General features: G+C 70.3%; 22 protein-coding genes. 14 read left to right on the top strand and 8 right to left on the bottom strand.

From position 1 onward, the window contains the following. The first annotated feature begins 4 nt into the window (after positions 1-4). The 5 genes from AC5L38_RS26255 (at position 5) to AC5L38_RS26235 (ending at position 6,099) form a co-directional block, all read left to right on the top strand. On the top strand, positions 5-1,306 hold the full coding sequence (locus AC5L38_RS26255) for an ABC transporter substrate-binding protein (protein ID WP_495245477.1): 1,302 nt from the start codon (positions 5-7) through the stop codon (positions 1,304-1,306). Positions 1,307-1,565: 259 nt separating this feature from the next. Beyond that, the gene (locus AC5L38_RS26250; RefSeq protein ID WP_495245476.1) at positions 1,566-2,534 is read left to right on the top strand and encodes a carbohydrate ABC transporter permease; all 969 of its coding nucleotides are present in this window, start codon (positions 1,566-1,568) and stop codon (positions 2,532-2,534) included. Further along, positions 2,531-3,388, top strand: coding sequence for a carbohydrate ABC transporter permease (locus AC5L38_RS26245; protein WP_495245475.1), 858 nt, complete (start codon positions 2,531-2,533; stop codon positions 3,386-3,388). The genes AC5L38_RS26250 and AC5L38_RS26245 overlap by 4 nt, the downstream gene beginning before the upstream one ends. 274 nt (positions 3,389-3,662) lie before the next feature. After that, positions 3,663-5,081: a GH1 family beta-glucosidase gene (locus AC5L38_RS26240; RefSeq protein WP_495245474.1), complete on the top strand. Its 1,419-nt coding sequence runs from the start codon at positions 3,663-3,665 to the stop codon at positions 5,079-5,081. A gap of 22 nt (positions 5,082-5,103) precedes the next feature. Continuing rightward, the gene (locus AC5L38_RS26235; RefSeq protein ID WP_495245473.1) at positions 5,104-6,099 is read left to right on the top strand and encodes a LacI family DNA-binding transcriptional regulator; all 996 of its coding nucleotides are present in this window, start codon (positions 5,104-5,106) and stop codon (positions 6,097-6,099) included. 25 nt (positions 6,100-6,124) lie between these two features. On the opposite strand, the gene AC5L38_RS26230 is transcribed toward AC5L38_RS26235, so the two are convergent. Beyond that, the gene (locus AC5L38_RS26230; RefSeq protein ID WP_495245472.1) at positions 6,125-7,120 is read right to left on the bottom strand and encodes a LacI family DNA-binding transcriptional regulator; all 996 of its coding nucleotides are present in this window, start codon (positions 7,118-7,120) and stop codon (positions 6,125-6,127) included. Next, complete coding sequence (locus tag AC5L38_RS26225) at positions 7,117-8,496, bottom strand: GH1 family beta-glucosidase (protein ID WP_495245471.1); 1,380 nt, start codon at positions 8,494-8,496, stop codon at positions 7,117-7,119. Before AC5L38_RS26225 ends, AC5L38_RS26230 begins: the two co-directional genes overlap by 4 nt. A gap of 195 nt (positions 8,497-8,691) precedes the next feature. Between AC5L38_RS26225 and AC5L38_RS26220 the strand changes: the two genes are divergently transcribed. The 3 genes from AC5L38_RS26220 (at position 8,692) to AC5L38_RS26210 (ending at position 12,110) form a co-directional block, all read left to right on the top strand. After that, positions 8,692-10,047: an ABC transporter substrate-binding protein gene (locus AC5L38_RS26220; RefSeq protein ID WP_495245470.1), complete on the top strand. Its 1,356-nt coding sequence runs from the start codon at positions 8,692-8,694 to the stop codon at positions 10,045-10,047. 82 nt (positions 10,048-10,129) lie between these two features. Then, the gene (locus AC5L38_RS26215; RefSeq protein WP_495245469.1) at positions 10,130-11,104 is read left to right on the top strand and encodes a carbohydrate ABC transporter permease; all 975 of its coding nucleotides are present in this window, start codon (positions 10,130-10,132) and stop codon (positions 11,102-11,104) included. 55 nt (positions 11,105-11,159) lie between these two features. Further along, positions 11,160-12,110, top strand: a complete 951-nt coding sequence (locus tag AC5L38_RS26210; RefSeq protein WP_495245468.1) for a carbohydrate ABC transporter permease — start codon at positions 11,160-11,162, stop codon at positions 12,108-12,110. 332 nt (positions 12,111-12,442) lie between these two features. Here the strand turns inward: AC5L38_RS26210 and AC5L38_RS26205 are convergent, their stop codons facing one another. Continuing rightward, a complete protein-coding gene (locus AC5L38_RS26205) occupies positions 12,443-13,417 on the bottom strand; it encodes a YflT domain-containing protein (RefSeq protein WP_495245467.1) in 975 nt (324 codons plus the stop codon). Positions 13,418-13,673: 256 nt separating this feature from the next. On the opposite strand from AC5L38_RS26205, the gene AC5L38_RS26200 reads away from it, so the two are divergent. Continuing rightward, positions 13,674-13,841, top strand: a complete 168-nt coding sequence (locus AC5L38_RS26200) for a hypothetical protein (protein WP_495245466.1) — start codon at positions 13,674-13,676, stop codon at positions 13,839-13,841. A gap of 178 nt (positions 13,842-14,019) precedes the next feature. Here AC5L38_RS26200 and AC5L38_RS26195 read toward each other — a convergent pair whose 3' ends face one another. Next, positions 14,020-15,459: a GuaB1 family IMP dehydrogenase-related protein gene (locus AC5L38_RS26195; RefSeq protein WP_495245465.1), complete on the bottom strand. Its 1,440-nt coding sequence runs from the start codon at positions 15,457-15,459 to the stop codon at positions 14,020-14,022. A 135-nt stretch (positions 15,460-15,594) separates the two neighbouring features. On the opposite strand from AC5L38_RS26195, the gene AC5L38_RS26190 reads away from it, so the two are divergent. Further along, a complete protein-coding gene (locus tag AC5L38_RS26190) occupies positions 15,595-16,062 on the top strand; it encodes a GyrI-like domain-containing protein (RefSeq protein WP_495245464.1) in 468 nt (155 codons plus the stop codon). A gap of 152 nt (positions 16,063-16,214) precedes the next feature. Here AC5L38_RS26190 and AC5L38_RS26185 read toward each other — a convergent pair whose 3' ends face one another. The 4 genes from AC5L38_RS26185 to AC5L38_RS26170 all read right to left on the bottom strand — a co-directional run bounded on the left by AC5L38_RS26185 (position 16,215) and on the right by AC5L38_RS26170 (position 19,567). Next, positions 16,215-16,748, bottom strand: coding sequence for a hypothetical protein (locus tag AC5L38_RS26185; protein ID WP_495245463.1), 534 nt, complete (start codon positions 16,746-16,748; stop codon positions 16,215-16,217). Between the two features lie 40 nt (positions 16,749-16,788). Beyond that, positions 16,789-17,028 (bottom strand): helix-turn-helix transcriptional regulator, encoded by a 240-nt coding sequence (locus tag AC5L38_RS26180; protein ID WP_495245462.1) that lies wholly within the window; start codon positions 17,026-17,028, stop codon positions 16,789-16,791. Positions 17,029-17,648: 620 nt separating this feature from the next. Continuing rightward, entirely contained in the window at positions 17,649-18,302 is a 654-nt protein-coding gene (locus AC5L38_RS26175; RefSeq protein ID WP_495245461.1) for a nitroreductase family protein, read from the bottom strand. Positions 18,303-18,433: 131 nt separating this feature from the next. Further along, a complete protein-coding gene (locus AC5L38_RS26170; RefSeq protein WP_495245460.1) occupies positions 18,434-19,567 on the bottom strand; it encodes a CaiB/BaiF CoA transferase family protein in 1,134 nt (377 codons plus the stop codon). A gap of 203 nt (positions 19,568-19,770) precedes the next feature. Between AC5L38_RS26170 and AC5L38_RS26165 the strand changes: the two genes are divergently transcribed. The 4 genes from AC5L38_RS26165 to AC5L38_RS26150 all read left to right on the top strand — a co-directional run bounded on the left by AC5L38_RS26165 (position 19,771) and on the right by AC5L38_RS26150 (position 25,361). Continuing rightward, entirely contained in the window at positions 19,771-21,462 is a 1,692-nt protein-coding gene (locus tag AC5L38_RS26165; RefSeq protein ID WP_495245459.1) for a serine/threonine-protein kinase, read from the top strand. A 128-nt stretch (positions 21,463-21,590) separates the two neighbouring features. Continuing rightward, positions 21,591-22,604, top strand: coding sequence for an NAD(P)-dependent oxidoreductase (locus tag AC5L38_RS26160; protein WP_495245458.1), 1,014 nt, complete (start codon positions 21,591-21,593; stop codon positions 22,602-22,604). Positions 22,605-22,728: 124 nt separating this feature from the next. Beyond that, positions 22,729-24,087, top strand: a complete 1,359-nt coding sequence (locus tag AC5L38_RS26155) for an FAD-binding oxidoreductase (protein WP_495245559.1) — start codon at positions 22,729-22,731, stop codon at positions 24,085-24,087. A 14-nt stretch (positions 24,088-24,101) separates the two neighbouring features. After that, positions 24,102-25,361 (top strand): class I SAM-dependent methyltransferase, encoded by a 1,260-nt coding sequence (locus tag AC5L38_RS26150; protein ID WP_495245457.1) that lies wholly within the window; start codon positions 24,102-24,104, stop codon positions 25,359-25,361. Positions 25,362-25,416: the final 55 nt, after the last annotated feature.

Below are 25,416 nucleotides of genomic sequence, written 5' to 3'. Positions count from 1 at the left end.
TTCCATGCGTAAGTCACGCCAGCGGTTCCTCGCCCCGATGGTCGCCGTTTCCGCCCTGGCCCTGGGCCTGACCGCCTGCGGCGGCGGTGGCGCCGAGACCGCGGGGAGCGGCGGGGCGGCCTCCGCGCCGGCCGAGAAGATCAAGCTGACCGTCGGGCTGTTCAGCGACTTCCACTTCGCGCCGCTGTACGAGGAGTTCAAGAAGACCCACCCCAACGTGGAGATCGTGGAGCGCCGCGCGCAGTTCAACGACCACCACACCAACCTCATCACCCAGCTGACCACCGGCGCGGGCGCCGCGGACGTGGTCGCCGTCGAGGGCGGTTACATCGGCGCCTTCACCCCGGTGCCGGACAAGTTCCACAACCTCAAGGAGTACGGCCTGGACAAGCGCCAGAGCGAGTACCTCGACTGGAAGTGGAATCTGGGCGTCTCCCGCGACGGCTCCGCCCTCCTGGGCCTCGGCACCGACGTCGGCGGCCTGGCCATGTGCTACCGCCCCGACCTGTTCAAGAAGGCCGGGCTGCCCACCGACCGCGACGAGGTCTCGGCGCTCTGGCCCACGTGGGACGCCTACATCGAGACGGGCAAGAAGTTCGTCGCGGGCAAGGTCGAGGGCGCCAAGTTCACCGACGGCCCCGGCGAACACTTCCGCGCCATGGTCGAGCAGGCCCCCATCGGCTTCTACGACGCCCAGTACAACATCGTCGCCGCCACCAACCCGGCCGTGCGCCAGGCGTACGACACGGGCGTGAAGATGATCAACGACGGTCTCTCGGCCAACCTCGCCGCCTTCTCGCCGCCGTGGAACACCGGCATCGCCAAGGGCACCTTCGCCACCATGGTCTGTCCGGCCTGGAAGACCGGCACGATCAAGGACCAGAAGCCCGGTGAGGGCACCTGGGACATCGCCGCGGTGCCCGGTGGCGGCGGCAACCAGGGCGGCACCCACCTGATGCTGCCCAAGCAGGGCAAGCACCCGAAGGAGGCCGCGGCGCTGATCGACCTGCTGACCAACAAGGAGAGCCAGATCAAGCTCTTCAAGGAGGCCAGCGCGCTGCCCTCGCTGCCCGCCCTGTACGACGACCCGGCGGTGAAGGACTACGTCAACCCGTACTTCGGCAACGCGCCGATCGGCAAGATCTTCACCGACGCCGCCAAGGCGCTCAAGCCGCAGCCGGTGGGTCCCAAGGCCGGTGACGTGCTGCAGGCGATCGGCAACGGCCTCCAGCGGGTCGACCAGGGCAAGCAGAACGCGGAGGAGGCCTGGGCTCAGGCGCTCAAGGACGTCGGCAGGATCAAGTAGTCGCCCCCGGCCGACTGGTCTCGCACCGGTCGGCCACCTGCTTGCGCCCTCCCGCCGTCCCCGCGAGCGGCCCGCCGCGCGTCCCCGCGCACGACCTCTCGCCGTCCCCGCGCACGACCTCCCGCCGTCCCCGCGAGCGGCCCGCCGCACGTCGTCCCCGCCAAGGGCGCGTCTCCCGCCCCCGTGAGGGGCACCCCTCCGGCCGTCCCCGCGAGCCGCACGCCTCCCGCCGTCCAACGAATCGCCGAAAGGAGCTGCCATGGCCACCCGCGCGCCCGATCGCCTGGCGGCGGTCCCACCCGACCGGCCGAAGCGACCTCCCCGCCTCCGCCGCCACCTGGTCCACCAACTCGACGTCAAGGGCTCGCCGTACGCCTACGTGGCCCCCTTCTTCCTGCTGTTCTCCGCGTTCGGGCTGTTCCCCCTGGCCTACACCGCCTGGGTGAGCCTGCACGAGTGGACGCTGCTCCAGGACGAGCAGACCTTCGTCGGCCTGGAGAACTTCAGGACGCTGCTCGCCGACGACTACTTCTGGAACGCCACCTTCAACACCCTGTCCATCGGGGTGCTGTCCACCGCGCCGCAGCTGCTGCTCGCCATCTGGCTGGCCCACCTGCTCAACCGGCCGCTGCGGGCGCAGACCTTCTTCCGCATCACGCTGCTGCTGCCCAACGTGACCAGCGTGGTCGCGGTGGTGGTCATCTTCAGCCAGCTGTTCGGCCGGGACTTCGGCATGATCAACTGGGTGTTCTCGCTGGTCGGCGTGGACGGCGTCGCCTGGAACGAGGGCGTGCTGAGCTCCCACTTCGCCATCTCCACCATGATCATGTGGAGGTGGACGGGCTACAACGCCCTGATCTTCCTGGCGGCGATGCAGGCCGTACCGCGCGAGCTGTACGAGGCGGCCACCATCGACGGCGCGAGCGGGATGACCCAGCTCCGCAAGATCACCATCCCGATGATCAAACCCACGATCATCTTCGTCGTCATCACCTCGACGATCGGCGCGATGCAGATCCTCGCCGAGCCGCTGCTGTTCAGCTCCTACATCATCACCGGCGGGGTGGACCGGCAGTACCAGACGCTCTCACTCTTCATCTACGAGAACTTCACCAAGCTTGACTTCGGCTACGCCTCGGCCATCTCCTGGATGATGTTCGTCTTCATCGTGGTGGTCGCCGGCGTCAACTACCTGCTCACCCGTCGCGGGAAGGGAGGGCTGTCGTGAGCGCTCACACCGCCGTCTCCGCGGTCCGGCGGCGCTCCGGCGGCGCCGCCCGCAGGCTCACCTACCTGACGCTGATCGCGGTGGCGTTCTTCTCCATGCTGCCGCTCTACTACAGCGTCGTGGTCGCCTCCCGCGACAACGCCGCCCTGGCCGACGTGCCGCCGCCGCTGGTCCCCGGAGGCAACTTCTTCGCCAACGTCGCCCGCGTCTTCGACACGGTCCCCTTCGCGCTGGCGATGCTCAACTCCGTCATCGTCTCCGGCTCCGTCGCGATCGCGGTGATGTTCTTCTCCACGCTGGCCGGGTTCGCCTTCGCCAAGCTGCGCTTCCGCGGCCGCAACGCCCTGCTCCTGCTCACCGTGGCGACGATGATGGTGCCGACCCAGCTCGGCATCATCCCGCTGTACATGCTGATGGTGAAGCTGGAGTGGACCGGCACCATGTACGCGCTGATCGTGCCTGCGCTCGTCAACGCGTTCGGCGTGTTCTTCATGACCCAGTACCTCTCCCGGGCGCTGCCGACCGAGCTGCTCGAGGCGGGGCGGGTCGACGGCTGCACCACCTGGGGCCTGTTCTGGCACGTCGTGCTCCCGGCCGCCCGCCCGGCGGCGGCCGTGCTCGGCATGCTCACCTTCATGTCGGTCTGGAACGACTACTTCTGGCCGCTGGTCGTCCTGACCCCGGAGGATCCGACGGTCCAGGTCGCCCTGTCCACACTTGCCAGCGGATACGTCAACGACTACGTGCTCGGCCTGGCGGGTACCACGCTCGGCACGCTGCCGCTGGTCATCGTGTTCGCTCTACTCGGCAAACAGATCATCGGAGGAATCATGCAGGGAGCGGTGAAGGGTTGACCTCCTCCCCGCAGCCGAAGCCGGGGGATTCCGACCCTCGCGGGTCGGGCTTCCTGATTCATCGGCAACCGCCCTCCCGGCTCGCGCCGATCGGGTCCTACGTCGCCTCCACAGGCGTTTCACCTCTCCGCCGGCCCGGCGGCGAGGTTACTGCACGTCATACATCGGCGGCTTGGTTGTCGCCACCGTCGAACACCCTACCGATCCGCGTGACACCGCGCCGCGTTTCCGCCCCAGAGTCAGAACTCGGGGACTCCACACTCAAGGAGGTTCGATGACCGTCGTCGGCACTCGGGGGGCCACCCTTACGGAAGGGCGTGCGGACTTCCCCACCGGTTTCGTCTGGGGCGCGGCCACCGCGTCCTACCAGATCGAGGGAGCCGTGAAGGAGGACGGCCGCGAGCCCTCGATCTGGGACACCTTCTCTCGCACGCCGGGCAAGGTCGCCGGGGGTGACACCGGCGACGTGGCCTGCGACCACTACTTCCGCCACGCCGACGACATCCGGCTGATGACCGAGCTGAACCTGGCCGCCTACCGGTTCTCGATCGCCTGGCCCCGGGTCCAGCCGTACGGCAAGGGGGCCGTCAACACGCGAGGCCTCGACTTCTACAGCCGCCTGGTGGACAGGCTGCTGGAGGCGGGCATCACGCCGTACGCCACCCTCTACCACTGGGACCTCCCGCAGGCGCTGGAGGACGCGGGCGGCTGGCCCGAGCGCGACACCGCCCACCGCTTCGAGGAGTACGCGGCGGCCGTGCACGCGCGGCTGGGAGACCGGGTCCGCAACTGGGCGACCCTCAACGAGCCGTGGGTGGCCGCCTTCCTCGGCTACGGCAACGGGGTGCACGCGCCCGGCAGGACCGACGCCGCGGCGGCCCTGCGCGCGGCCCACCACCTGCTGCTGGGGCACGGGATGGCGGCGCGGGTGCTGCGCGAGGGCGGCGCGGAGGAGATCTCGCTGGTCCTGAACCTGTCACCGGTGATCACCCCCGCCCAGGTGAGCGACCCGGGGGCCGAGACCTCCGAGGCGGACGCGGAGGCGGTCACCCGGATCGACACCATGCTGGTCAGACAGTTCCTCGACCCGGCGCTGCGCGGGGAGTATCCCCAGGGGTTCCTCGATGTCGTCGGGCGCAACGGAGGCACCGGCCACATCTTGGACGGCGACCTGGCGACCATCAACCAGCCGATCGACCTGGTGGGCATCAACTACTACAACCCGTGCGTCGTGGAGGCGGGGCCCGGCGAGGCGGCCGACGCGGCGTGGCCGGGCAGCGAGGACGTCAGGTTCTGTCCCGCGGACGGCGTGCCCGCCACCGCGATGGGCTGGCCGATCGTGCCGAACGGCCTCTCCCGCCTGCTGGTGCGGCTCTCCGACGACTACCCGGAGGTCGGCCTGCTCATCACCGAGAACGGCGCGGCCTTCGACGACGTGGTGGAGGACGGCCACGTCCACGACACCCGCAGGACCGAGTATCTGGACGGCCACCTGCGCGCCGTGCACGCCGCGATCGCCGACGGCGCGGACGTGCGGGGTTATCTGGTCTGGTCGCTGCTGGATAATTTCGAGTGGGCCGAAGGGTATCGGCGTAGGTTCGGGATCGTGCACGTCGACTTCGCCACCCAGCGGCGTCTGCTCAAGGACAGCGCGCTCTGGTACCGCGATGTCATCACGCGTAACGGACTGTAACCGACCGTAGGGGAAGAAGACGATGAGACGACCCACCCTGGAGGCGGTCGCCGCCCGTGCCGGGGTCTCCCGGTCGACCGTCTCCCGGGTGGTGAACGGCCAGACCACGGTCACCGCCGACATCCGGGACCTGGTCATGCGCGCGGTGAACGAGCTCGGCTACGTCCCCAACGGGGCGGCGAGGAACCTGGTGACCCAGACGACCAACTCGGTCGCGCTGGTCGTCTCGGAGTCGCCGAACCGGGTGTTCTCCGACGACCCGATGTTCTCCACCGTCATCCGCTCGGCCAGCCTGGAGCTGGAGGCCGTCAACAAGCAGGTCGTGCTGCTGCTGGCCGGGTCGCCGGAGAGCCACGCCCGGGTGGAGCACTACATCGCCGGCGGCCACGTCGACGGCGTCATGCTCGTGTCCAGCCACGGCGCCGACCCGCTGCCGGTCGCGCTCACCCGGCTGCGCGTCCCGGTCGTCTCCTACGGCAGGCCCGCCGTGCCGGTCGCGATGCCGTACGTCGACAACGACAACGTCGAGGGCGCCGCCACGGCCGTGCGGCATCTGCTGGAACGGGGCAGGCGGCGCATCGCCACCATCGCCGGGCCGCTGGACATGATCGGCGGGCAGGACCGGCTGGCCGGGTACCGCGAGGTGCTCCGCGACTCCGACCGCCGCTCCATCATCGCGGTCGGCGACTTCACCCGGGAGTCGGGGGCGGTCGCGATGCGGCAGCTGCTCGCCGACGACCCGGAGATCGACGCGGTCTTCGCCGCCAACGACCTGATGGCGATCGGGGCGATGCACGCGCTCCGCCAGGCGGGCCGGCGCATTCCCGAGGAGGTCGCCATCGTGGGCTACGACGACATCGAGGCGGCCCGCTACACCGACCCGCCGCTGACGACCGTCCACACGCCGCACGCCGAGCAGGCCGCGGAGATGGTCCGCCTGCTGCTCTCCCTCTTCGAGGGCGGCCCCGCCGAGCCGGTGATCGTGTCCACGGAACTGGTCGTCCGGGCGTCGTCGTAGTCCCCGGCAGGGGGACCGCCGGTGTTCAGGGCGCGGTGGATCCCCGCACGACCAGCTCGGTGGGCAGCATCACCTGCGCCTTCTCCTCCAGGTCCAGGACCATGCGGGCGAGCCTCCGCCCCATCTCGACGGTCGGCTGCCTGACCGTGCTCAGCGGGGGCTCGGTGTAGGACGCGGCCGGGATGTCGTCGAAGCCGACCACCGCGACGTCGTCGGGAACCCGCCGGCCCGCCTGGCGCAGGGCCGGAAGCGCGCCCAGCGCCATCAGGTCGTTGGCCACGAACACCGCGTCGATCTCCGGGTCGTCGGCGAGCAGCTGCCGCATCGCCGACGTCCCCGAGTCGCGGGTGAAGTCGCCGACCGCCACGATGGAGCGGCGGTCGGAGTCGCGCAGCACGGCGCGGTAGCCGTTGAGCCGGTCGATCCCGGCGATCATGTCCTGCGGCCCGGCGATGGTGGCGATGCGCCGCCTGCCCCGCTCCATCAGGTGCCGCACCGCGCGCTCGGCGCCGCCGGCGTTGTCCATGTCCACGTACGGCAGGCTGCTGGGCACGGTCGGCCGGCCGCTGCACACCACCGGCACCCCGCGCCTGGCGAGGATGCCCGGCAGCGGGTCGGTGCCGTGCATCGACGCGATGATCACGCCGTCGACGTGGCCGTTGGTGGCGTAGCGCTCGACCCGCTGGTAGCCGCCCGCCATGCCGGTGAGCATCAGCACGAGCTGCTTGTCGGCCTCCTCGATCTCCATGCTGACCCCGCGGATGATCCCGGCGAAGGTCGGGTCGTCGGAGAAGACGCGGGTCGCCGGCTCGGGGAAGACGAGCGCCACGGAGTCGGCCCGCTGGGTGACCAGGCTCCGCGCCGCCTGGTTGGGCACGTAGCCCAGCTCCTCCACGGCGCGGTTGACCGCGTCACGGATCTGCGGTGCAACGCGCGTGGAGCCGTTGACCACGCGCGAGGCGGTCGCCCGGGACACACCGGCCCGGGCGGCCACCTTCTCCAGGGTTGGACGGGCCCTCACAACCCGTTCCGGCGTACGACCTCGCTGTACCACAGGGCGCTGTCCTTGGGAGTGCGGCGTTGCGTCGCATAGTCGACATGTACGACACCGAACCGCTTGCGGTAGCCTTCGGCCCACTCGAAGTTGTCCAGGAGTGACCAGACGAGGTAACCGCGCAGGTCGGCGCCGCCCTCGATGGCCGCGTGCGCCGCGCGCAGGTGCCCGTCGAGGTAGGAGAGACGGCCGACGTCGTGCACCTCGCCGTCCTCGACGACGTCGTCGAAGGCGGCGCCGTTCTCGGTGATGATCAGTGGGGTGCCCGGATAGTCGCGCGACAGCCGCAGGAGCAGATCGGTCAGGCCGAACGGCTGGACCGGCCATCCCATCGCGGTCTGCGGCGCGTCGGCCCCGCCGAAGGCGATGCCCTCGCTGCCCGGGTAGACCGGGTTGGCGGGCTCGCCGCTGCGGGCGGTCACGGTCTGCGGGTGGTAGTAGTTCACGCCCAGCAGGTCGATCGGCTCGCTGATGATCTCCAGGTCCCCGTCGTGGACGAAGGACCAGTCGGTGAAGCGGCGGGCCCGCTCGACGACGTCGGCGGGATACTCCCCGCGCAGCAGCGGGTCCAGGAAGATCCGGTTCTGCAGGCCGTCGACGAGCTCGGCGGCCGGGGTGTCGTCGCCGATCACGGGGGAGAGGTTGAGCGTGATGCCGACGGTGGCGGCGCCGGAGGCGCGCAGCGCCTGGACGGCCAGGCCGTGGCCGAGCAGCAGGTGGTGGGCGGCGGCGAAGCCCAGCGCGGGATCGGCGAGACCGGGGGCGTGGATGCCCGACGCGTAGCCGAGGAAGGCCGAGCACCAGGGCTCGTTCAGGGTGGTCCACGTCTCGACCCGGTCGCCCAGCCTGCCGTGCGCGATCGCGGCGTAGTCGGCGAAGTGCGCCGCGACCTCCCGGTTGGTCCAGCCGCCCCGGTCCTCCAGGGTCTGCGGCAGGTCCCAGTGGTAGAGCGTCACGATGGGGGTGATGCCGTTGCCGAGGAGCTCGTCGACGAGTCGGTCGTAGAAGTCCAGGCCGCGCGGGTTGGCCGGGCCGGATCCGTCGGGCTGCACGCGGGGCCAGGAGATGGAGAAGCGGTAGGCGTGCAGGCCGAGGTCGCGCATGACCGCGACGTCCTCGGGATAGCGGTGGTAGTGGTCGCACGCGACGTCACCCGTGTGGCCCGCGTGGACCTTGCCGGGGGTCCGGGAGAAGGTGTCCCAGATGGAGGGGCCCCTGCCGTCGTCCCGGGCGGCGCCCTCGATCTGGTAGGCCGCGGTGGCCGCGCCCCAGACGAAGCCCTCGGGAAACCTCAGCACGCCGGAGTCCTGAAGGTCGTAGGACTTTTCGGCGGACATGGTCATGTCCTCACCGCCCCATTCTGTTCGGATGTCACGTGAGAGCGCTCTCTGGAGCATCACGGTATCGCACTGATCGTGTCAAGAAAATTGAGACCGTAACCGTAATATCACAGTTCTTGACATCGCGTTGTGGGCAGACAATTCTTCCAGAGAGCGCTCTCACACTCCCCGGCAATTGTGTATATGGAGGAAGGTTCCATGTCGCTCCTCTCTCGGTCCCGCCGCACCGCCCTTGTGGCGGGCAGCATAGGGCTGGCGTTGGTCGTCACCGCCTGTGGATCCACGGACCCCGCGCCATCGGCGAGCGGCGCCGCCAGCGCCGATCCCGCATGCGCTGCCTTCAGCCAGTACGGCAAGCACGAGGGCAAGACCGTCAGCATCTACTCGCCGATCCGTGACACGGAGGCCGACCTCTTCGAGCAGGCGTGGAAACCGTTCGCCGACTGCGTCGGAATGAAGATCACCTATGAGGGCACCGGCGAGTTCGAGGCCCAGATCCAGGTCCGCGCGGACGGCGGCAACCCCCCCGACATCGCCTTCTTCCCCCAGCCGGGTCTCCTGGAGCGCTTCGCCAAGGCAGGAAAGCTCAAGCCCGCCTCCGAGGAGGTCAAGAAGCTCACCGCCGAGGGCTGGTCGGAGGACTGGGCCAAGTACTCCACCGTCGACGGCACCTTCTACGGCGCCCCGCTGGGCGCCAGCGTGAAGTCCTTCGTCTGGTACTCCCCGAAGATGTTCACCGAGAAGGGCTGGGCGATCCCCAAGACCTGGGACGAGCTCATGACGCTCACCAACACGATCGCCGGCACCGGCGTCAAGCCGTGGTGCGCGGGCATCGAGTCCGGTGACGCGACCGGCTGGCCGGCCACCGACTGGATCGAGGACCTCATGCTGCGTGAGGCCGGTCCCGAGGGATACGACGACTGGGTGAGCCACAAGACCCCGTTCAACGACCCCAAGGTCACCGCGGCGGTCGACAAGGTCGGCGCGATCCTCAAGAACGAGAAGTTCGTCAACGGCGGCTACGGCCCGGTCAAGTCGATCGCCAGCACCGCCTTCCAGGAGGGCGGCGTCCCGATCACCGAGGGCAAGTGCGCCCTGCACCGCCAGGCGTCCTTCTACGCCAACTTCTGGCCCGAGGGCACCAAGGTCGCCGAGGACGGCGACGTGTTCGCCTTCTACCTGCCGGGCAACGACCCGGCCAAGAAGCCGGTGCTCGGCGCGGGCGAGTTCGTGGCGGCCTTCGCCGACCGTCCCGAGGTCCAGGCCGTCCAGGCCTACCTCGCCGGCCCTGAGTTCCCCACCACCCGCATGAAGCTGGCGACCTACGTCACCGCGCGCAAGGGCGTCGACCCGGCCAACGCCCAGAACCCGATCGACAAGCTCTCCATGGAGATGCTGCAGGACCCGAGCACGGTCTTCCGCTTCGACGGCTCGGACCTGATGCCGGCCGCGGTCGGCGCGGGCACGTTCTGGAAGGGCATGACCGACTGGATCAACGGCAAGGACACCAAGACGGTCCTCGACTACATCGAAGCCTCCTGGCCCAAGTCCTGACCCATCCCGGTGGGTCCGGCCCCGCGGTGACGCGGGGCCGGCCCGTCGCCCGCCCGGCCCGATCCTTCCGGGAGATCCTCCGATGGACTTCGACTTCGCCGCCGAACTGCCCAAACTCGTCCAGCTGCTGATCGGCGTCGCCGCGTTCCTCGTAGTGGTCGCGGTGATCCTTGTGCTGGTCGACCGCGCTCCGATGCGGCGGCGCGCGTGGCCCCACGCCACGATCCTTCTTCTGCCCGCGCTCCTGCTCCTCGCCATCGGCCTGGTCGTACCGGCCGTGCGGACCACCCTGCTGTCGTTCATGAGCGGTGACGGCAAGCAGTGGGTCGGCCTGGAGAACTACTCCTGGATGTTCACCCAGCCCGAGGCGGTGACCGTCCTGCGCAACACCCTCGTCTGGGTGCTGCTCGTCCCCCTGCTGGTGACCGCGATCGGGCTGGTCTACGCCGTCCTGGTCGACCGCACCCGCTTCGAGTCGCTCGCCAAGTCGCTGGTCTTCCTGCCGATGGCGATCTCCTTCGTCGGCGCGGGCATCATCTGGCGCTTCGTCTACGCCTACCGCTCCGAGGAGCAGGACCAGATCGGCCTGCTCAACCAGATCACGGTCGCCCTCGGCGGCGAGCCGCAGCAGTGGCTCCAGGAGGCACCGCTCAACACGCTGTTCCTGATCGTGGTCATGGTCTGGATCCAGGCGGGGTTCGCCACCGTGGTGCTCTCCGCCGCGATCAAGGGAATCCCCGCCGAGATCATCGAGGCCGCCAAGCTGGACGGGGCGACCCCGCTGCAGATGTTCTTCCGGGTGACGCTGCCGTCGATCCGCACGGCCGTGATCGTGGTGCTGGTCACGCAGTCGATCGGCACGCTCAAGCTGTTCGACATCGTCCGCACCATGACCGGCGGCCAGTTCGACACCAGCGTCATCGCCAACGAGATGTACAACCAGGCGTTCCGGTACGGCGAGACGGGCAAGGGCGCGGCCCTCGCGGTCTTCCTGTTCGTCCTGGTGACCCCGATCGTGATCTACCAGATCCGCCAGCGCAGAGAGGCCGTCAGGTGACCGGGCGAGCAGGCCGGCCAGGCGCCGCGAGCACGCGGCGGGCGAAGGAGTCCACATGGCCACGTTGACCCAGACCGTGGTGCGGCCCGAGACGACGACCGCGCCGCAGCGGGTACGGCGGAGGCTGAGCGGCCGGATCGCCAGCCTCGTCGCGATCGTCATCGCCGTCCTGTGGACCACCCCGACCTTCGGCCTGCTGCTCTCCTCGCTGCGCCCGGAGGACCAGGTCAAGACCACCGGCTGGTGGACGTTCTTCTCCAGCCCGCAGCTCACGCTGGAGAACTACCAGGAGGTCCTGTTCGGCACCTCCTCGTCCTCCGGCCAGATGATGAGCTTCCTGATCAACTCGATCGTCATCACGATCCCGTCGGTGCTCTTCCCGCTGGCCCTGGCCACCTTCGCCGCGTACGCGCTGGCCTGGTTGCCGTTCCGCGGGCGCGAGTGGATCTACATCGGCATCTTCGCGCTGCAGATCGTGCCGCTGCAGATGGCGCTCGTCCCGCTGCTGTCGTTCTTCTCCGAGGGCGTGTCCGTCTTCGGCCTCCAGCTGATGCCCGCCTGGGACCTGGAGGGCCCGGCCCGGTTCATCCAGGTCTGGTTCGCCCACACCTGCTTCGCGCTGCCGCTGGGCGTCTTCCTGCTGCACAACTTCATGTCCGAGCTTCCCGGCGAGCTGATGGAGGCGGCCAGGGTCGACGGGGCCAGCCACGGGAAGGTCCTGCGCACGATCGTCCTCCCGCTGGTCGTACCCGCGCTCGCCACCTTCGCGATCTTCCAGTTCCTCTGGGTCTGGAACGACCTGCTGGTGGCCCTGATCTTCGCCGGGGGCACCCCGGAGAGCGCCCCGATGACGGTACGGCTGGCACAGATGGCCGGTACCAGAGGTAACGAGTGGCAACGCCTGACCTCGGGGGCGTTCGTCTCGCTGATCATCCCGCTGATCGTCTTCCTGTCGATGCAGCGCTACTTCGTCCGCGGCCTGCTGGCGGGCAGCGTCAAGGGCTGACCTGTCCCTCTCTCTCGTCCACCACCCGGAGGGCGCCCCGGTCCCGGGGCGCCCTCCGGGTTTTTCGGACGTGACCCGGGAGCACCGAGGAGGACGGCCCCTGGCCGAGCCTGGAGATCACCCTGGAGTTCTTCTTCCTGGGCGCTTGGGACGCGGACGAGTAGCCGGCCTTCCTCCTCCTGTCCGCCTGCCGATCCGGCAAGGAGCGGGGTGCCGCCACCCCGACGGGTGTAAGCGACCGGGGTGAGAGTCGGGTGGGAACAGTGCCCGAGCTCCGGAACAGGTCCGGCGGGCGCCCTGGCCAGGGCGCCCGCCGAATTTTCCCGCCTGTCTCAGGAGCCGGGGCGCTCCTTGGCGGCCGAGGCGGTGGAGCGGTCGGGGGAGGTGGGCTGAGCGGGGATCTGGTGCTCGGCGGTGTCGGGCCGTGCGGGGACGGGGCTCTCCTCGGTGTCCGGCGAGGTGCTCGGCGAGGTGACCGAGGGGGCGCTCGGGGAGGTGCTCTGCGAGACGCTCGGCGACACGGGGGCCGGGGTGGCCTCGGTGGCGGGCCCGGCCGGGGCGTCCGCGCGCGGGGCGGACGGGGCGGACGGGGCGTCCGCGGGAAGGTCGGAGGTGGCCGGTCGCGGGGTGAAGTCGGGGGTGACCGGCTGCGGGGGGAGGGGGGAGGTGACCGGGCGGCCCGAGAGGTCGGGGGCGGTCGGCTGCGGGGGGACGTCGGTCGTGAGCGTCCGCGGCGGGACGGGGTTGCTCGGGGTGGTGCTCCCCGCGGCGGCCGGGTCGTACAGGCCGGCGGACGGGGGAACCTCGACCACCATGGTGTCGGCCGGGCCGGGAGTCGACTCCAGGATGGCGCGCGCGTGGTCCATGTGCGAGGCCGCGACCAGCACGTCGTAGCGACCGGCGACGATCGCGCTGCGCGAGGCGAAGTCCCGCTTGCCGCCGGTGAACAGGTGGTTGATGAAACCGAACGCGGCGCCCATCACCGCACCCCACAGGGCCGCCCAGAGCACGAGCACGAAGAACGACAGCGTGGTCGAGGTGAACAGGCCGAGGAACATTCCCACGACGACGCCGAAGGCCGCGCCGCTTCCGGCTCCGGTGAGCGCGGCCCGCCCGTTGGTCATCCTGCCGGTGACGGTCTCCTCGAGCTTCAGGTCGCTACCGACGATCGCCACGTTCTCGACGGGAAAACCCGCGTCGGAGAGCCCGTCGACGGTTCGCTGCGCCGCGAGGTAGTTGTCGTAGCCTGCCAGGACCCTCCGGTCCACGACGACCTGCGTGTCCAGGCCGGTGGGCGTTCCATTCATGTCTGCTCGCCTTTCGGGGGTGGGAGATGGCTCGACGGGCCGACTACCCCGTGGCTCTGGGACGATGCGCGTCCCCTGCCGGGATCTTGCCGTGAATGGTGACCCCCGGAAGCCGTGAGTGGGGCACCCCATTAATTGGGAAAGAAATCCGGACATTTTGGACATTGGTAAGGGCTTACCCTTAGGGTTCCTGCAAGACGGCGTCAGTGAGGGCGGGAGACAGGGCACCGGCGCCGAGGTCACGAAGGAATCGGAAATGATCGTGTTCATCGTGATAGTGGAGGTGGCGTTGGTACTCGCGGCCTTCGCCGCGGTGTACAGGCTCACCCGCTACCGGAGCAGACCGCTGCCGCTGGAGGAGCGCCGCGCCTCCGGCACCCGCGCCGACCCCGACGACCGGGCGCCGAAGATCCGCGGGAGGTGACCCGCAGGAGGTGACCCGCGAGAGGTGGCCCCCGGGAAAGGGCTTTTGGGAGAAAGCCCGCGGAAGGGAGACCGGCGAGAGCGGGCGCCACGTGTACGGCGGCGCCGCGCTCCCACGGATTGATCCGCCGCGGGGAGCGGCGACCCCGAGCCCCCGCGGCCGCGCTCCCACGGGTGGATCACCAGCTCTGGTGGAGCGGCATGCCCTCGGTGTAGCCGGACGAGCTCTGCACGCCGACCACCGCCCGCTCGTGGAACTCCTCCAGGGTGGCGGCGCCCGCGTAGGTGCACGAGGAGCGCAGACCGGCCACGATGGCGTCGATCTGGTCCTCGACGCTCGGCATGGCCGGGTCGAGATACATCCTGGAGGTGGAGATGCCCTCCTCGAACAACGCCTTGCGTGCCCGGTCGAAGGGGGAGTCCTCGGCCGTGCGCAGCCGCACCGCGCGGGCCGAGGCCATGCCGAAGTTCTCCTTGTACTTGCGCCCGTCGGCCGAGGTGCGGGTGTCGCCGGGCGACTCGTAGGTGCCCGCGAACCACGAGCCGATCATCACGTTGGACGCCCCCGCGGCCAGGGCCAGGGCCACGTCGCGGGGATGGCGGACACCGCCGTCGGCCCACACGTGGCGGCCCAGCCTGCGGGCCTCGGCGGCGCACTCCAGCACGGCGGAGAACTGCGGGCGGCCCACGCCGGTCATCATCCGGGTGGTGCACATGGCCCCCGGGCCGACGCCGACCTTCAGGATGTCCGCCCCCGCCTCGACGAGGTCCCGTACACCCTCGGCGGTGACGACGTTGCCCGCCGCGACGGGCACGTCCGGGCCGAGCGCGCGGACCGCCCTCAGGGCACTGATCATCTTCTCCTGGTGGCCGTGGGCGGTGTCCACGACCAGGCAGTCCACCCCGGCGTCGAGGATCTCCTTGGCCTTGGCGGCCACGTCGCCGTTGACCCCGACGGCCGCCGCGACGCGGAGTTTGCCCGAGTCGTCGACGGCGGGCCGGTACAGGGTGGCGCGCAGCGCGCCGGTCCTGGTCAGGATGCCGACCAGCCGGCCTTCCTCGTCCACGACCGGGGCGAGCCGGTGGCGGCCCCCGTGGAGGCGGTCGAAGGCCTCGCGCGGGTCGAGCCCGGCGGGCAGCGTGAGAAGGTGGTCGGACATCACCTGGGAGAGCTGGGTGTACATGTCCACACCGGAACAGTCGCTCTCGGTGACCACGCCGGTCGGGCGGTTGTCCCAGTCGACGATGATGATCGCGCCGTGGGCCCGCTTGGGCAGCAGGTTGAGCGCCTCGCCGACGGTGTCGTGCGGGGTGAGCGTCAGTGGCGTGTCGTGGACCAGGTCGCGTTTCTTGACCCAGTCGACGACGTCGGCGACCACGTCGATCGGGATGTCCTGCGGAATCACGGTGATCCCGCCCCGCCGCGCGACGGTCTCGGCCATCCGCCGTCCCGCCACCGCCGTCATGTTGGCGACCACGATGGGGATGGTGGTTCCGGTGCCGTCTCGGCTGGAGAGGTCGACGGCGAGTCGCGAGCCGACGGAGGAGAGCGACGGGACCATGAAAACGTCGCTGTAGGTCAGGTCGTAAGCCGGTGCCATCTCATTGAGAAATCTCACGTTGATCCACCTTATCCCGTGATTTGCCAGAGATGAGCGTTCCCCTTTTCCGGGCCTCCGAAGAGGACCGGGCAGGTCGGGCCGAAGGCTAAGATCCGGTTTGCGTGAATAAGTGGATGGCCATGAGGAGGCATTGTGATCGTGGTTGATCGGCCCGAGATGCTCGTCGTAGGTCATGCCGTACGGACGTCGAACGCCGACGAGGCGGAGCCGGGCCGGGGGAGGCTCGGCGCGCTCTGGGCGCGGGCGGGATCCCCGGGTGCCTTCGCCCACGTGCCGGGACGGGTCGACGAGAACATCTACGCGGTGCTCACCGACTACGAGAGTGATCACCACGGTGCCTACACCCAGATCGTCGGGGTCGCCGTGCGCAGCGCCGCGGCGCTGCCCGAGGGCATGGTGGCGGTACGGGTGCCCGGGGTGCCGTCGTTGAAGATCGAGGCCCGCGGGCCGATGCCGGGCGTCCTGCTGGAGGCCTGGCAGCAGCTGTGGAAGCACACCGAGTCGGGAGGCACCCCGCCGAGGTCCTTCACCACCGACGTGGAGGTGCACCACCCGGGGGGCGCCGACATCTACGCGGCGGTCCTGTCCCCGATGCGCTGAACGGTCCCGCTCCCGGGAACGCTCCCGGCGAACCGAACGGGGAGGCCCGGTGCGGCCCCCGTGGCCACACCGGACCTCCCCGTCGTGCGCTGTCGTGCCGGGATCCTGCCGCCGGGGCCGCTCCCGGCCGGTTCGCCCATCGGGGCGGGCGTTCAGTCGTCGTCGCCGGGCGGGTCGGGCAGCCGCCATCCGGAGACGACCAGCGGAAGCACGAAGTGCGTCAGCGCCAGGGCGAGCGCCAGGGAGAAGAACGCGTCCCCCGGCATGGAGTAGTCGCGGCCCTGGGCGACGCCCAGCGCGATGGCCGTGGCGAAGAGGGCGACCAGGATGCCCGTCGTGCCCCGGTGGGAGATGGCGACGTTCCGCAGGCGCTCGGCCAGCTGGCGCTCGTCCAGGTGGCGCTCGGCCAGGTTGACGACACCGCGGGTGGCGATGCTGAGCAGGGTGACGGCGGGGAAGTAGATCACCATGCTGAGCGCCAGGAGCGCGAAGTCGGACAGGTCGGCGCCGTCACTCGGCGCGCCGGCCCAGGAGACGGGGACGTCCGCCCACAGGAGCACCAGCGAGAGGGCCACCGCCGAGGCGATCAGCCGCCTGCGGCCCCGGGTGGCGTACCAGCCGGGCAGGTCGTCGCGATCCAGGGCGTCGGGACGGGTCTGGTGCGGGCTTTCTTTCCACGTGTTCATCAATATCTCCAAGGGTGACCCGGCTTTCCGGCCGGGGAGATCAACTGGTCTGACCGCTGCCGAGGCGGGGGAACGGTTTGAGGGAGAACACGACTTCCAGCGGCACCTCGAAGTGCTCGGCGATCCGCATGGCGAGGAACAGGCTCGGGCTGTATTCGCCGCGCTCCAGATAGCCGATCGTCTGGTAGTGGACTCCCAGCGCGGCCGCCAGATCCTTACGCGAGATCCCGCGCTCGGCTCTCAGCACCGAGATCCGGTTGTAGACGTCTTCCGCTGACATTCCGGCACCCCTCCCCGCTCAGTGGAGCCGCATGACTGGCGACGGGGTGCGGATGCGTGATGCAGTACTCATGTGAATGAATGTAGTACACCTACTACATTCGAATCAACACCTACAACGAAGAGATGTACGACTGCGGTGGGCGTAGCCCGCGGAAAACGGGCCGCTCGAAGCGGAGAAACCGATCACACGGAAGGACCCGATCGGGGGCTGATCAGGCAGGAAAGGGCGAGGACCGATCCGGCCGGAAGGGCGTGAGCGAGCCGGTCGGCCGACTGGCGGGAGAGGCCGACGGGGCGCGGAGGGCCGGCCCAGGAAGGCGGGAGATCGGCCCGGGAACGCGGGAGATCGGCCCGGGGAGAGGAGTCGGGCCGGGAGAGGAGTCGGGCCGGTAAAGGAGTCGGGCCGGTGAAGGAGTCGGGCCGGTGAAGGAGTCGGGCCGGTAAAAGGAGTCGGGCCGCCCGGCCGGGGCGCGTCGGCGCGTCCGGCCGGGCGGCCCGATCGGGCGCGCCGGTGCCCCGGGTGGGGAGCTGTTCCGTCAGATCACAGGGGAAGCACCACGGGAGGCGGGTTCGGCTCTCCGGCTTCCACTCACAGGGGAAGCACCACGGGAGGCGGGTTCAGCTCTCCGGCTTCCACAGGGGCTCGGGAACCTCGAAGCCCACGTCCTGGCCCCACTGGTTGCGGTAGCTCACCTCGTGCGCCGGGCGGCGGGGCGCGACGCCCCAGCGGCCGGTGGGATAGCCGAAGGTGACCGTGCAGGCCAGGCTCCAGCCCTTGCCCTCGGGCACGCCGAGCGCCCGCAGCGTCTCCTCGGGGTAGAAGATGCCGAGCACGCTGGTCAGCGCGCTGCCCACCCCGTGGGCGCGGGCGGCCAGCTGCGCGCTCCACACCGAGGGGAAGATCGAGCCGCCGGACGGGTCGTTGCGGACGAACGCGAACAGCAGCAGCGGGTAGCCCTCGAAGTGGTCGGCCAGGTGCTTGGCCGACTTCAGCACGTTGAGCGTCCGGGTGTCGCCCTCGGCCTCGGCCTTCTCGCGCATCGGCTTGTAGTGCCCCTCGAAGAGCCGCCCGAGGGCGTCCCGGTAGAGCGGCCCCAGCCGCTCCTTCACCGCGAGGTCGTCGACCAGCAGGAAACGCCAGCTCTGCACGTTGCCGCCGCTGGGCGCGCGGACGGCGGCGTCAAGGATGCTCCGCTGGACCTCCTCGGGGATCGGGTCCGGCTTGACCCTGCGCATCGCCCTGGTCGTGTAGAGGGCCTCGAAAACATCCATCTTCTGCGAACCTTCGGTGCTCATGTCCTTCACGCCCTCAGTGCCTTCCACGCCTTCGATGTCCTTCGTCGTCTCGGTCTTCGTGTTCGCGGGACCGTCGTCCGCGCTCTCCCTGCCCGCCTCGCCGCCCGTCAGGCCAGCACCCCCGCTTCGCGCAGCCGCGTCGCGGTCTCGTCGGGCAGTCCCCAGGGGGACAGGTCCGCCAGCCGGGTGGAGGGGGAGAGGTCCTGCTCGGGCACGCCGAGCAGGCGCGGCGCGGGCACGGGCTGCCTGACCCCGCCGATCTCGACGAACGTGCCCCTGGCCTTGTTGTGCGGGTGGTCGGCGGCCTCGTCCCCCTCCAGCACCGGGAAGACGCAGGCGTCGGAGCCGTCGAACACCGCCTCCCACTCGGCGCGGGTCCTGGACCGGAACGCCTCGGCCAGCCGCTCGCGGAGCGCGGGCCACTGTGCCCTGTCGCCGCGGTCGGGCAGGTCCGCAAGGCCCATCAGGGTGACCATCTCGGTCCAGAACTGCGGCTCCAGCGCCCCGACGGCCACGTAACGGCCGTCGGCGGTCTCGTAGGTGTCGTACATCGGCGCGCCGGTGTCGAGCAGGTTCGTGCCGCGCGGGCCCCAGCCGCCGGTCTGCACGCCGTGGTGGAACATCGCGAACAGCGTCGCCGCGCCGTCCACCATGGCGGCGTCGATCACCCGGCCCTCGCCGGTGCGCTCCCGCTCGATCAACGCCAGCAGCACGCCGTACGCGAGCATGAGGCCGCCCCCGGCGAAGTCGCCGAGGATGTTGATCGGCGGGGTGGGGCGCTCGCCCTCGCGGCCCAGCATCGACAGCACGCCGGAGACGGCGATGTAGTCGATGTCGTGCCCGGCGGCGGGCGCGAGCGGGCCGTCCTGGCCCCAGCCGGTCATCCGCCCGTAGATCAGGCGCGGGTTGACCGCGTGCAGGTCGGCCGGGCCGATACCGAGGCGCTCGGCGACCCCCGGCCGGAAGACCTCGACGACCACGTCGGCGTGGCGGGCCAGCTCCTTGAACGCGGCCACCCCCTCGGGGGACTTCAGGTCCAGGCCGACCGTCCGTTTGCCCCGGTCCATCACGTCGGGGCGCGGCCTGTCGCCGGTCCTGGCGACGGCGCTCACGCGATCGACGCGCAGCACCTCGGCCCCGTGGTCGGCCAGCATCATCCCGGCGAAAGGCCCGGGGGCCAGCCCCGCCAGTTCGAGCACGCGGACTCCGGCCAGCGGGCCCTTCCTGGTCACGTGCTCCATCGACATTCTCCTCGGCTGCGTTCCGGCTCTCGTCGGGTACGGCGTGAACAGGCGATCGACCGGTCTTGATCGCGGCCGTCCCTCCCGCCCAAGTAGAACAACATTCGGCTTTCCATGGCAAGACACATCACGAGGAGTCGCGTGGCGCCCGCGCGTGTATGGGAAACTTGCGCCCTCTCCGAATGGGACCTAGGGGTTTTGCGATGACATATCCGCACAGTGAACGGGTGGTCGCTGGGCGCTATCGATTGCTACGAGAGCTCGGCAGGGGCGGCATGGGCGTCGTGTGGGAGGGCTACGACACCCTCCTCAACCGCTCGGTCGCCGTGAAGGAGGTGCTCCTGCCGCCCAACCTCTCTCCGGCCGAGCACCAGGTCCAGCTGACCCGCACCTCCCGCGAGGCCAGGACGGCGGCCAGGCTCAACCACCGCGGCATCGTGGCGATCTACGACGTGGCGGAGCAGGACGGCCGCCCCTGGATCGTCATGGAGCTGGTCAGGGCCCGCGGGCTGGACGAGGTCGGCCTGCTGCCGGTGCACCAGGTCGCCGACATCGGCCGCCAGGTGCTGTCGGCCCTGCGCGCGGCCCACGAGGCCGGGATCCTGCACCGCGACGTCAAGCCGAGCAACATCCTGCTGGACGCCGAGGGCCGCGCCGTGCTCTCCGACTTCGGCATCGCCGTCATCGAGGGCGACACCTCGCTCACCCAGACCGGCATGGTGACGGGCTCGCCGAGCTTCCTGCCGCCCGAGCGCGCCACCGGCGTCGACGCCGGCCCCTGGTCCGACCTGTGGGCTCTCGGCGCCACCCTCTACGCGGCCCTGGTCGGCCACGGGCCCTTCGAGCGCCGCGACGCCATCTCCACCCTCGGAGCGCTCCTCACCGAGGAGCCCGACTTCGGCGTGGTGCCCCCGGAGATGCGGGCGGTGCTCACCGGCATGCTCCAGCGGGAGCCCGCCCACCGGCTGACCGCGCAGCAGGCCGACGCCATGCTGGCCGAGGTCATCAACGACCCCTCGACCGCGGCCCGCCGCACCGGGGAGACCGCCGTCCGCCGCGCGGGAGGGACCGGGGGCCACCGTGCGGGAGGGATCCCGAGCGGCACGCAGGAGAACTTCAGCCGCATCGGCAAGGCCTCCCACCACACCGGAGGGTGGGACGGGCACGAGACCAGGAACTCGGCCGTGTCCGGACGCCGAAGGGGAGGGCGGCTCCCGCTGGTCGTGGGGGCCGTCGTGCTCCTGGCGGCCGGGGGCGCCGCGGCGGCCGTGGCGATGTCGCAGCCCGAGCAGCGGACGGTGGCGCGCTCGGCGCCCACCGTCGTCGAGTCCACGCCGGAGCCCGCGGAGAGCGCGTCGGAGACCCTCACCCCGACCCCCACTCCCAAACCCAGCAGGACCAGGGCGGAGGCGGTGCCGGCCGGAGGGCTGAAGACGTGGCGGGCCCGTCCCCCGGAGAACTGGTCCATCGGCTACCCGGCAGGCTGGAACGGCGACTGGGCGGCCGAGACGGGCTACACCCAGTGGCTGCGCCGCGACGGTGCCGCCCACATGTCGGTGGAACCGCTGGAGGGAGGCGTCGACGGCCTGGAGTCGCTCCAGGAGATCGTCAAGGAGAACGTGCTCCAGTGGAGCGACATCCACTCCGAGGACACGGCCAAGATCCCCCTCTCCTACGGTGCCGGGCTCCAGTGGGAGTTCACCTGGAGCATGAAGGACAACGGGGGAGCCCCGTGGGCCGTCGCCGGGGTGACCTACCGCGAGGTGCGGCGCTTCATCGAGGTGGGCGACTCGGTCATGGTGCTCAGCTGGACCACCCACGACGACGAGTGGGTCGCCCAGCAGGCCCTGATGACCCGCGTGTTCGACAGCTTCCACCCTCGCGGCGGCGAGTGACCCGCCCCGGAGGGCGGGGGCCCCGCGCCCGCGCCTGACGGCCTGCCCCTCCCGAGCTCCCCTGTTCCCCCCCGAGGTCCTCCCCGAGGTCCCGGAGCTCCCCGTTCCTTCCCCTGGAGACGAGTCACATGACCCAGAGCACGCCCGGCGGCCTTCGCCCCGAGGCGGCGGGCGACGCGCCCTGGAGGGTGCTCGCACTGCCGCCGCTCCCCGAGGAGGCGGTACGCAACCTGCTCGGCTCGCTCGGCGACCGGGTCGCCGTGTCGGTCCCCGCGACCCGCGACCGGGAGTCGCTGCTGGCCGCCCTCGGCGAGGCCGAGATCGTGGTCGGCGACTGGAGCGGCGGGCTCGCCCTGGACGCCGAGGCCGTCCGGGCCGCGCCGAACCTGGCGTTCGTGCAGCAGCCCTCCGTCGGCGTGGACGGCCACGACCTCGCCGCGCTCACCGAGGCGGGCGTGCCGCTGGCCAACACCGCGGGGGTGAGCGCGATCGGGGTGGCCGAGTGGTGTCTCGCCGCCGCGCTCGCGCTGTCGCGGCGGCTGCTCGACGCCGACGCCGCGGTCCGCGCGGGACGCTGGCCGCAGCTGGACCTCGGGCCGGCCGAGCTGTACGGCTCGCGCGTCGGCATCGTCGGGTTCGGCCCGATCGGCGAGGCCGCCGCCCGGATGTTCGCCGCCCACGGATGCGAGGTCTCCTACTGGACCCGCACGCCGCGCGAGGTGCCCTACACCTACCGTGAGCTCGGCGAGCTGGTCGCGAGCTCCCACGTCCTCGTCCTGGTCGTCCCGCTGACGGAGGAGACCAGAAGGCTGGTCGACCCCTCCCTGATGCCCGCCGGCTCGCTGCTCGTCAACGCGGCGCGGGGGCAGGTGGTCGACTCGGCGGCGCTGCTGTCGGCCCTGGAGTCGGGGCACCTGGGCGGCGCCGCGCTCGACGTCTTCGACACCGAGCCGCTGCCGCAGGACGACCCGCTGCGCGACAGCCCGAGGGTCCTGCTCTCGCCGCACGTGGCCGGGGTGACCCCCCAGTCGACCGGCCGCCTGATTCGGTGCGTGCTGGACAACCTGCAGGCCGCGATCGAGGGCCGCCCCGTCGTGAACGTGGTCAACGGGGTCGACGCGGTGGTCGGTCGAAGATCGTGAGAAGGACGGTCGTAGAGTTTTCCCGTGTTTAACGCGCCCTACCTGGCTCTGGAGACATCCGAGTTATAACGTGCCTAGGGGCGATCTTTCCAACGAGGTCATGGGGGTGATCACCGTGCGACAGATGACGGGGATGTCGGCGCACCGTCAGGCGGTGGAGCAGATCAGGGAGTCCTACGCCGCCCTCCCGGGAGACGCGGTGCCCCGGCTCTCCAAGGCCACCACCAACCTGTTCCGGTTCAGGGACGGCGCCCGGTCGGCGAAGCTGTCGGCCAGGGATCTGGACCAGGTGATCGAGGTCGACCCGGTGGCGATGACCGCCGAGGTCCAGGGGATGACGACCTACGAGAACCTGGTGGACGCCACGCTCGCCCACGGGTTCATGCCGTACGTCGTGCCGCAGCTGAAGACGATCACGCTGGGCGGGGCGGTGACGGGGCTCGGCATCGAGTCCACCAGCTTCAGGGACGGGCTGCCGCACGAGTCGGTGGAGGAGATGGAGATCCTCACCGGCGACGGCAGGATCGTGGTGGCCCGCGACGACAACGAGCACCGCGACCTGTTCCGCGCGTTCCCCAACTCCTACGGCACGCTCGGCTACGCCCTGCGGATCCGCATCAAGCTGAAACCCGTCCAGCCGTACGTGAGGCTGACCCACATCCCGTTCGGCGACGCAGACAAGTGCATGCTCGCGATGCGCGAGATCTGCGAGCGCGGCGAGTACGACGGCGAGCGCGTCGACTTCGTCGACGGCACGTTCTTCGGCCCCGGCGAGCTCTACATCACGGTGGGCCGCTTCGCCGAGCGCGCCCCGTATCTCTCCGACTACACCGGGATGCGCATCTACTACCGGTCGATCCAGACCAGGACCCGAGACTGGCTCACCGTCCGCGACTACCTGTGGCGCTGGGACACCGACTGGTTCTGGTGCTCGCGCGCCTTCGGCGTGCAGACCGCGCTGGTGCGCTCCCTGATGCCGCGCAAGTGGATGCGCTCGGACGTCTACCGCAGGCTCGTCGGCCTCGACCGCAAGTACGGCGTGATCGCCAGGGTCGACCGCTGGCGCGACCTGCCCGTGCAGGAGTCGGTCATCCAGGACATCGAGGTGCCCGTCGAGCGCGGCGCCGAGTTCCTGGAGTTCTTCCACGACAAGGTCGGCATGGCCCCGGTCTGGATGTGCCCGCTGAGGTCCACCGGCGAGTGGCCCCTCTACCCGCTGGAGCCGGGACGGCTCTACGTCAATTTCGGCTTCTGGGGAACGGTCCCACTCCCCAGAGGGCAGTTCGACGGTTACCACAACCGTCTGATCGAGAACCGTGTTCACGAGTTGGAGGGGCATAAATCGCTGTACTCCACTTCGTTCTACCCGGAGGATGAATTCTGGCGGTTTTATAACGGAACCGCCTACTGGCCGGTCAAGCGGGCATACGACGGGGGTGGCCGGTTGCTCGACCTCTACGACAAGTGTGTTCGGGGGCGTTAAGAGAGGCTGATTCTGTGTTGCTCGCAGAGATCTTCGAGAAGGTCATGGGGCCCGAGGCGGACGTGCGCTTCGTCGCCTACGACGGAAGCAAGGCCGGGCCGGCCGGCGCCGACATCAGTGTCGAGGTGAAGACCCCGGCGGCCGTCGCGTACCTGGCGCAGGCCCCCGGAGAGCTGGGTCTGGCCAGGGCGTACGTGTCCGGCCACCTCGACGTCGACGGGGACATGTACACCCTGCTGTCCCGAATGTGGTCGCTCACGGTCAACGACATCCCGGTCGGGCAGAAGCTCTCGGCCGTCCGAGCCCTCGGCGTCCGCCCGCTGCTCACGCGGATGCCGCCGCCTCCGCAGGAGGTGCGGCGCAGCATGCTCGCCCGGATGGGCAGCAGGCACGCCAAGCAGCGCGACGCCGAGGCCATCCACCACCACTACGACGTCTCCAACAGGTTCTACTCGTGGGTGCTCGGCCCCTCCATGGCCTACACCTGCGCGGTCTTCCCCGAGCAGGAGTCCACGCTGGAGGAGGCGCAGCTCGCCAAGTTCGAGCTCGTCGCCCGCAAGCTGGGTCTCAAACCCGGCATGAGGCTGCTGGACGTCGGCTGCGGCTGGGGCGGGATGGTCATCCACGCCGCCCGCGAGTACGGCGTGAAGGCGCTGGGGGTCACCCTCTCGCGCCAGCAGGCCGAGTGGGCGCAGAAGGCCATCGCCGAGGCCGGGCTCGGCGAGCTCGCCGAGGTCCGCCACATGGACTACCGCGACGTGCCGGAGACCGGCTTCGACGCCGTCAGCTCGATCGGCCTGACCGAGCACATCGGCAAGGACCAGCTGCCCTTCTACTTCCGCTTCCTGTACGACAAGCTCGTCCCCGGCGGGCGGCTGCTCAACCACTGCATCACCCGCCCGACGGGCACGGAGAAGACCCTCAACGCCGGCGGCTTCATCAACCGCTACGTCTTCCCCGACGGGGAGCTGGAGTCGGTCGGTTACCTGGCCCGCCAGATCGAGGACACCGGTTTCGAGATCCGCCACGAGGAGAACCTGCGCGAGCACTACGCGCAGACCCTCCGCTTCTGGTGCGCCAACCTCGACGAGCACTGGGACGAGGCGGTCCAGGAGGTCGGCGAGGGGACGGCGCGGGTCTGGCGCCTCTACATGGCGGCCTGCGTGGTCGGCTTCGAACGCAACAAGATCCAGCTCCACCAGGTCCTCGGCGTGAAACTCGACGCCGACGGCACGGCCGGGCTCCCGCTCCGCCCCTCGCTCGACTGGCCCTGAGCCCGACCGGCCCCGGACGCCTCGGGCGCGTTCACGCGCGGGTACGGGACGGACC

The sequence above is a fragment of the Streptosporangium nanhuense genome, assembly GCF_059358815.1.
The sequence above is the reverse complement of the archived record's forward strand: the minus strand, read 5'-3'. Positions and strand labels throughout refer to the sequence as shown.